The following is a 7382-nucleotide window of genomic DNA, read 5'->3' as shown; positions in this document are numbered from 1 at the left end:
GCGCAAGCGCGAGCGTCACGGCTATGAGGCGGAGCCCTTCCCGCTGTTCGTCATCAAGACTCTGGTGGGCAGCGCGCTGGCGCTGTTCCTGGTGTTCCAGTTCGCCAGCTACAGGGGCTTGCCGGTCGTGCTCTTGGTGATGGGTGTGCTCATCTCTCTGTTCGTCTTCGTCACCAAGCGCATGACCATCGGCCGCCGCATCTATGCCATGGGCGGCAACGCCAAGGCCGCGCAGCTGTCGGGCATCAACACCGAAAGGCTGACGCTGCTGGTCTTCATCAACATGGGCGTGCTGTCGGCGCTCGGCGGCCTGATCATCGCGGCGCGCCTCGGCCAGGCCGTGCCGGCCGCCGGTCTCGGCAGCGAGCTCGACGTCATCGCGGCCGTCTTCATCGGCGGCGCCTCGGCAATGGGCGGCGTCGGCCAGGTGATCGGCGCCGTAGTCGGCGGCTTCATCATGGGCGTGATGAACAACGGCATGTCGATCATGGGCGTCAATGTCGACTGGCAGCAGGTGGTCAAGGGCCTGGTGCTGCTCGGCGCCGTCATCTTCGACGTCTACAACAAGAACAAGGCTTAAGGGCCGGAACAAAGTTCAGGAGGCATACGGGTTCCAGATCGCGACGCTGCCGGCAACCCGTCGGCGCCAAGAAGTCCGCACAAGGACCGAGCGCGCGAACGCAATCCGGACGAAGAGTTTCAACCGCGGCGGGGATCGCTCCACGCCGCGCCGGGTAAGGCTTGCCCGCGGGCGGCCGCTAAATGAGAGAGGATTCGAACATGCTGATCTCCCAGATCCTCGACGACGCCGAGACGATCCGCGTCGTCGCCCGCAATGGCGGCGGCAAGACCAGGGTCATCAATGGCGCGCGCAGTGTCTATTCGCTGGCGATGGAGGCCGCGCGCACCGGCATCGGCCTCGAGGCGCTGATCGAGCGCAAGGGCTATGGTGAGACGGTCGATCTCGATGCCGTCTACAAGAGGGGCAGGCTGGTCTCGCCGATCAACCATCCCGATCCCGCACATCTGCATCTCACCGGCACCGGGCTGACGCATCTCGGCTCAGCGGCGACGCGCGATTCCATGCACAAGAAGCTCAGCGAGGGCGGCGAGGAGGAACTCACCGATTCCATGAAGATGTTCCGCATGGGGCTCGAAGGCGGCAAGCCGGCCAAAGGCCAGGTCGGCGTGCAGCCGGAATGGTTCTACAAGGGCAACGGCACGATGGCGGTGGCGCCGGGCGCGCCGCTGATGTCGCCGGCCTTCGCGCAGGACGGCGGCGAGGAGCCCGAGATCGCCGGCATCTATGTCATCGGCGATGATGGCGCGCCGTTCCGCGTCGGCTTCACGCTGTCGAACGAGTTCTCCGATCATGTCACCGAGCGGGTGAACTATCTGTTCCTCGCCCATTCCAAGCTGCGCAATGCCTCGTTCGGCCCCGAGATCCTGATCGGCGACCTGCCGGCCGACATCCGCGGCGCATCGCGCATCTGGCGCGACGGCAAGCTGCTCTGGGAAAAGCCGTTCCTGTCGGGCGAGGCGAACATGTCGCACACCATCGCCAATCTCGAGCACCACCACTTCAAATATTCGGCCTTCCGCCAGCCGGGCGACGTGCATGTGCATATGTTCGGCACCGCGACGCTCTCCTTCGCCGACGGCATCAAGACCGAGGCCGGCGACACGTTCGAGATCGAGGCGGCGGATTTCGGCCTGCCGCTGCGCAATCCGCTGGAGATCGAAAAGCCGGTGAAGGTGGCGGTGAAGGCGCTGTGATTGGGTAATCTCCCCTTGTGGGGGAGATTGGCAATTTCGACCTCAGCGCGCGGCCCTGAAATGCTTGGAAAGCTTCAGGCCCTGCGCCTGATAGTTCGAGCCGAGATCGGTGCCGTAGAGCGCCTGCGGGCGCTTCAGCATGTGCTCGTAGACGAGGCGGCCGACGATCTGGCCGTGGTCGAGGATGAAAGGTACTTCGTGGCTGCGCACTTCGAGCACGGCGCGGCTGCCGCTGCCGCCGGCGGCGGAGTGGCCGAAGCCCGGATCGAAGAAGCCTGCATAGTGGACGCGGAACTCGCCGACCAGCGGGTCGAAGGGCGTCATCTCGGCGGCGTAGAGCGGCGGCACGTGCACCGCCTCGCGGCTGACCAGGATATAGAATTCGTCAGGGTCGAGCACGATCTCGCCGGCGCCGCTCTTATAGATCGGCTCCCAGAAATCGACGACATCCTGCGCGGCGCGCTTGTCGACATCAACCAGGCCGGTGTGGTGCTTGCCGCGATAACCGACAAGCCCATCCTTGTCGCCGTCGAGGTCGATGGAGAGCGCGATGCCGCCGCCGGAAATATTGGGCGGCTCGGTGGCGACCAGCATCTCGGCACGGTGAAGGTCGCGCAGCTGGCTTTCCGAAAGCACGGCATTGCCGATGCGGAAACGGATCTGCGACAGCCGCGAGCCGGCGCGCACGACGATCGGGAAGGTGCGCGGGCTGACTTCGAGATAGAGCGGCCCGTGATAGCCGGCGGCGATCTTGTCGAACTCATGGCCGCGATCGGTCATGACCCGCGTGAAGATGTCGAGGCGGCCGGTCGAGCTCTTCGGATTGGCCGAGGCCGAAACCTCGGCCGGCAATGCCAGACTTTCCAGCAAAGGCACGATATAGACGCAGCCGGTTTCCAGCACCGCGCCGCCGGTGAGGTCTATCTCGTGAAGCTTCAGCCGTTCGAGCTTGTCGGCGACCAGATGATCGGGCCCCGGCAGGAAGGAGGCGCGTACGCGATAGGCCTTGTCGCCGAGCCTGAGATCGAGGCTGGCCGGCTGGATCTGGTTGGTGTCCAGCGCGCGCGGCGACTTGAGCGCGTTCGCCTCAAACAGCGCCGCGATGTCCTGATCCGGAAGAATGCCTGTCTGCCGCAAAGGCTGGCTCCGTTCACAAGGCCGGGCGAGGACCTAAGCAGGCTCTTGCCGTCCGGCTGGTACAAACCTCTTAATGAAGCCGGCAATTGACGCAAGCGCGGCGCTCATTTAAAGGGTCGTTATCCCGTGGTGATTTGGCCGGTCGGCTTGCAGCCACGTTAAACAAGTCGCTAAAGGACCGTCGAGCCGCAAGGCTATATGGACCGGTTGCGACTTCGCGGCCGGTTTTTTTATGTCTGGAAGCAGGGCTATGAGCACCAAGAAGCGCAATTGGAAACCTCAAACGGCACTCGTGCATGGCGGAACGCTGCGTTCCCAGTACGGCGAGACCGCAGAGGCGATGTATCTCACGCAGGGCTATGTCTATGAGACGGCGCAGGCGGCGGAAGCCCGCTTCAAGGGCGAGGAACCGGGCTTCATCTATTCGCGCTACGCCAACCCGACCGTCGACATGTTCGAAAAGCGCATGTGCGCTCTGGAAGGCGCCGAGGATGCCCGCGCCACCGCCTCCGGCATGGCCGCCGTTTCCGCCGCCCTGCTCTGCAGCGTGAAGGCAGGAGACCACATCGTTGCGGCGCGCGCGTTGTTCGGCTCCTGTCGCTGGGTGGTGGAGACGCTGGCGCCGCGCTACGGCATCCAGGCGACGCTGATCGACGGCACCGACATCGCCAACTGGGAAAAGGCGGTTCGCCCGAACACCAAGCTGTTCTTCCTGGAAAGCCCGACCAATCCGACGCTGGAAGTGGTCGACATCGCCGCGGTCGCCAAGCTCGCCAATTCGATCGGCGCGCGCGTTATCGTCGACAACGTCTTTGCCACGCCGCTGCAGCAGAAGCCGCTGCAGCTCGGCGCTCACATCGTCGTCTATTCGGCGACCAAGCATATTGACGGCCAGGGCCGCTGCCTCGGCGGCGTCATCCTGTCGGACAAGAAATGGATCGACGAAAACCTGCACGACTATTTCCGCCACACCGGCCCCAGCCTGTCGCCCTTCAACGCGTGGACGCTGCTCAAGGGGCTGGAGACGCTCCCGCTGCGCGTGCGCCAGCAGACCGAGAGCGCCGGCAGGATCGCCGATTTCCTGGCCGGCCGGTTGGAGATCGCGCGCGTCATCTATCCCGGCCGCGCCGATCATCCGCAGGCCGATATCGTCAAGAAGCAGATGTCGGGCGGTTCGACATTGATCTGCCTTGACGTCAAGGGCGGCAAGCAGGCGGCCTTCGCCTTCCAGAACGCGCTCGACATCGTGCTGATCTCCAACAATCTCGGCGACGCCAAGAGCCTGATCACCCATCCGGCGACGACGACGCACAAGAACCTGAGCGACGAGGCACGTGCCGAGCTCGGCATCGGCCCCGGCACGCTCAGGCTCTCGGTCGGCCTGGAGGACACCGACGATCTGCTGGAGGACATCGAGCAGGCGCTGAAGGCGGCAAAATAAGCCGGAAAACATCGTGGGAGATCAGGCGATCTCCTCAAGTTCTGTCAGCGCGCGGGTGCGGATGGTCATCTCATTGCCGCGCCATTCGACGGCGCCGCCGAACCAGGCGCGCGCCCAGATGGCCGGCAGCATGGCGTCACGCGCGATCATCGCGGTGACGCTGCGCGGCGACAGGTACCAGCCCTTGGCCAAGGCCAGCAGGCATTCCGGCAGGTAGGCGATCGCCAGCACCCACAAAGCCGTGGTGCACAGGCTGACGCCGGCGCTTGCCGCGGCAACCAGCGCCAGCAGGAGCGGCGCCGCCGCGCCGGTCAGGATCTCTGGCGTGAAGAACAGCGGGAACGTGACCCGGCGCAGCCGCGCCCAGCGCGTCTGTCGCGACCAGATCTCGGCGAAGCTGCGCTGTCCGAGCGGCTGCTCGAAAGGCGAGGCGACGAGATTGACGCGCAGGCCCAGGCCATTGACCAGCTTGGTGGCGGCCGCGTCCTCGGCGATCTCGGCGGCCAAGGCCTGGACGACACAGCGCGTGCCGTTGCCGCAGGCCTGGGCGCTGGTGCCATCGGAATTCAGAATGTCGATATAATAAGCGGTGCCCGGCGTGCGGGCGTCATGGATCGCCATGATCTGGTCGAACTTGGTCGCGGCGTCGGCATTAAGCGCGATCGCCGCGGCCGGCGTGACCCTGTCGGCACGGCCACGCATATCGGCAACGATGATCTCGTTGCCGATGCCGTTCATCTTGGCGAAGGGGGCGGTGCCTGCCATCTAACCGGTCATTCCAATCCGTTTGGCCAATCCGTTTGGCCGCTATATGGCGGAAACGGGCGGGAATTACCAGTCCGGCTCTTGTCTCGGTCACCGCGAAACGTCGCGCCGGCGACGACCAAGTGGTCGCGCCGCGACGACCTGGCGGTCGCGCTTAAGTTACCGCGAAGACGCCGAGCACGATCAGCAGGAAGATGACCAGCACGATGCCGATGAGGACGCGCGCTCCCGTGGCAGCCGCTCCGGCCAGCGCCGGCATGCCGAGCAGGCTCGCGGCGGCGGCAATGATGAGAAGAATGATGATCCACCTGATCATGGGAAGCTCCGGCGAAATTGCGTCGCGAAACCAACGCTTTTCGCCGGTTGGGGTTCCTTCGTCAGACAGCCGGTATGTCCCACACCTCGCCAGGACGCATGGCGCGAAAACGCTCCTGCGGCAGGCCGTGCGCCTCGAGCGCCTCGGCCAGTTTTTGCGCCGGCTCCTCGACCGGCTCGTCGGTGAGGTGGAACGTGCCCCAGTGGCAGCCTGCGGCGTGAGCCGCGTTGCAGAGCTTCATGCCCTGCACGGCCTCCTCCGGATTCTGGTGCTGCGGCGCCATGAACCAGCGCGGCTCATAGGCGCCGATCGGCAGGATGGCGAGGCGAAAGCCGCCATGCGTCTGTGCCATCAGCCGGTAGTTGATGCCGTCATGGAAGCCGGTGTCGCCGGCGAAATAGATGTTGCCGCCCGCCGTTTCGATGACAAAGCCAGCCCAAAGCGCCATGCGGCGGTCGCGTCCGCCGCGCGCCGACCAATGATGCGCCGGCTCGACATAGATGGCGGCGACCCCGGTGTCGATCCTGTCGCCCCAATCATGCGCACTGAGCCGCATGCCGGGCACGGCGCGGTGGATGATGGCGTCGTTGCCGAGTGGCGTGATGATGCGCGCGTCGTGGGCCTCCTTCAGCCGCCTCAGCGTGGCGAGGTCGAGATGGTCGTAGTGGTTGTGGCTGACCAGGACCAGATCGATCGGCGGCAGGTCGGCAAAGGCGATGCCCGGCGCATTGACCCTTCTGGGGCCGGCGAAGGCGAAGGGCGAGGCGCGCTCCGACCAGACCGGATCGGTCAGGATATTCAGGCCGGCGGTCTGGATAAGCAATGACGCGTGGCCGACCATTGTGAGCCTGAGCGCGCCTCCATCCACGCGACGCACCGGCTTTGCCGGCGGGTGAGGACTCGGAACGGCGGCCGGCCATCTCGCCCGCTTGCCGCTGAATTGCCATCTGAGGAGATCGCTGAAGCGCCCTGGGGGCTTGCCGCCGGGGTTGAAGAACAAGGCGCCGTCGAAATGATCGCTATGCGGGCCGCTGTAATAGCGGTTGGCGGTTCTTTTTCTCGCGGCCATTCTCACTCCGCCGGCTCGGTCCCTTCCTGAGATAAGGAAGCGCCTGCCTAGCGCAAGCATTTTGCTGGCGAATGCCAATGGGCGGAGCCGGGTTCATCTAGGATCGCGAGCGAGGGGGCGATCATGATGGTCATGAAGCGAACCGGGACACCGTGGATGAAGGCCGAGGATTTCGGCCGCTCGCTGCCGCTTGGGCTGGGCGTCAATCTTTTGGTCACCGACATGGCGGCGATGGAGGCCTTCTGCCGCGACGTGCTCGGCGCCAGGATCATCTATGCCGACGAGGATTTCGCGGCGATCGAGCTTCTGAGCTCGGTCTTCATGCTGCATGCCGATCATTCCTATCTCGACAATCCGATGACTGGGGTCACTTCGGGCGCCGAGACACGCGGGGCCGGCATCGAATTGCGCCTTTACGGCGCCGATCCGGATCCGATCGAGAAAAAGGCGGCGGCGCTCGGCCATATCGTGCTGGCCGGCTCCATCGATAAGCCGCATGGCCTGCGCGAATGCTACATCGTTGGCCCGGACGGCTATGTGTTCGTGCCGAGCGCCCGGATTTAATGGCGAAATTTCAATGGCTTGAATGACCGAGTCAAACGCCGCTCCGGCGCCGTCCGCTTGCTGCGATAAATTTGCAACATCCGACTCGAAAACCCTATTTTAACCATATCGGGTTGAAATTCTGCCACCTTCGCCATCTTGGTGGAGCGAAGATTACGCGGACGGCTCCCCCCCCGGCCGGATCCGACGGAGGTTTTGATGAATTTTTCGATGACCCGCCCCTTTTCGCGGCCCCACCTCTTTTCGAAGAGCGGCCTCGTGGCCATGTCGCTGGCCGCGCTGGTTGCGAGCGGCTGCTCGACCTCGCGCTTCTC

8 protein-coding genes, 1 pseudogene and 1 riboswitch are annotated in these 7382 nt (G+C 64.7%); of the genes and pseudogenes, 4 read left to right on the top strand and 5 right to left on the bottom strand.

Annotated features, from left to right (window positions below; translation table 11 throughout):
• A pseudogene (locus EOA28_RS18480) lies at positions 1-580 on the top strand (sugar ABC transporter permease); the annotation flags it as partial.
• A gap of 200 nt (positions 581-780) precedes the next feature.
• Entirely contained in the window at positions 781-1776 is a 996-nt protein-coding gene (araD1, locus tag EOA28_RS18475) for an AraD1 family protein (protein ID WP_127252112.1), read from the top strand.
• A 42-nt stretch (positions 1777-1818) separates the two neighbouring features.
• Here araD1 and EOA28_RS18470 read toward each other — a convergent pair whose 3' ends face one another.
• On the bottom strand, positions 1819-2913 hold the full coding sequence (locus EOA28_RS18470; protein ID WP_126079342.1) for a 2'-deoxycytidine 5'-triphosphate deaminase: 1095 nt from the start codon (positions 2911-2913) through the stop codon (positions 1819-1821).
• A 116-nt stretch (positions 2914-3029) separates the two neighbouring features.
• A riboswitch (SAM riboswitch) is annotated at positions 3030-3107 on the top strand.
• A gap of 56 nt (positions 3108-3163) precedes the next feature.
• Between EOA28_RS18470 and EOA28_RS18465 the strand changes: the two genes are divergently transcribed.
• Positions 3164-4354 carry an O-succinylhomoserine sulfhydrylase gene (locus tag EOA28_RS18465; protein ID WP_126079343.1) on the top strand — a complete coding sequence of 397 codons (1191 nt, stop codon included), beginning with the start codon at positions 3164-3166 and terminating at the stop codon, positions 4352-4354.
• Positions 4355-4375: 21 nt separating this feature from the next.
• Here the strand turns inward: EOA28_RS18465 and EOA28_RS18460 are convergent, their stop codons facing one another.
• The 3 genes from EOA28_RS18460 to EOA28_RS18450 all read right to left on the bottom strand — a co-directional run bounded on the left by EOA28_RS18460 (position 4376) and on the right by EOA28_RS18450 (position 6504).
• On the bottom strand, positions 4376-5119 hold the full coding sequence (locus EOA28_RS18460; protein WP_128315135.1) for a glycosyltransferase: 744 nt from the start codon (positions 5117-5119) through the stop codon (positions 4376-4378).
• A 154-nt stretch (positions 5120-5273) separates the two neighbouring features.
• Positions 5274-5435 (bottom strand): DUF1328 family protein, encoded by a 162-nt coding sequence (locus EOA28_RS18455; protein WP_126063645.1) that lies wholly within the window; start codon positions 5433-5435, stop codon positions 5274-5276.
• Positions 5436-5496: 61 nt separating this feature from the next.
• The gene (locus tag EOA28_RS18450) at positions 5497-6504 is read right to left on the bottom strand and encodes an MBL fold metallo-hydrolase (protein ID WP_127253764.1); all 1008 of its coding nucleotides are present in this window, start codon (positions 6502-6504) and stop codon (positions 5497-5499) included.
• A gap of 123 nt (positions 6505-6627) precedes the next feature.
• Between EOA28_RS18450 and EOA28_RS18445 the strand changes: the two genes are divergently transcribed.
• Positions 6628-7068, top strand: coding sequence for a VOC family protein (locus EOA28_RS18445; protein WP_245463420.1), 441 nt, complete (start codon positions 6628-6630; stop codon positions 7066-7068).
• Here the strand turns inward: EOA28_RS18445 and EOA28_RS38900 are convergent.
• Positions 7065-7382: hypothetical protein (locus tag EOA28_RS38900; RefSeq protein ID WP_189342092.1), on the bottom strand; the 318-nt coding region annotated here is incomplete at its 5' end. The genes EOA28_RS18445 and EOA28_RS38900 overlap by 4 nt on opposite strands.

This window comes from Mesorhizobium sp. M2A.F.Ca.ET.067.02.1.1 (genome assembly GCF_004023285.1).
Taxonomy (GTDB): domain Bacteria; phylum Pseudomonadota; class Alphaproteobacteria; order Rhizobiales; family Rhizobiaceae; genus Mesorhizobium.
The sequence above is the reverse complement of the archived record's forward strand: the minus strand, read 5'-3'. Positions and strand labels throughout refer to the sequence as shown.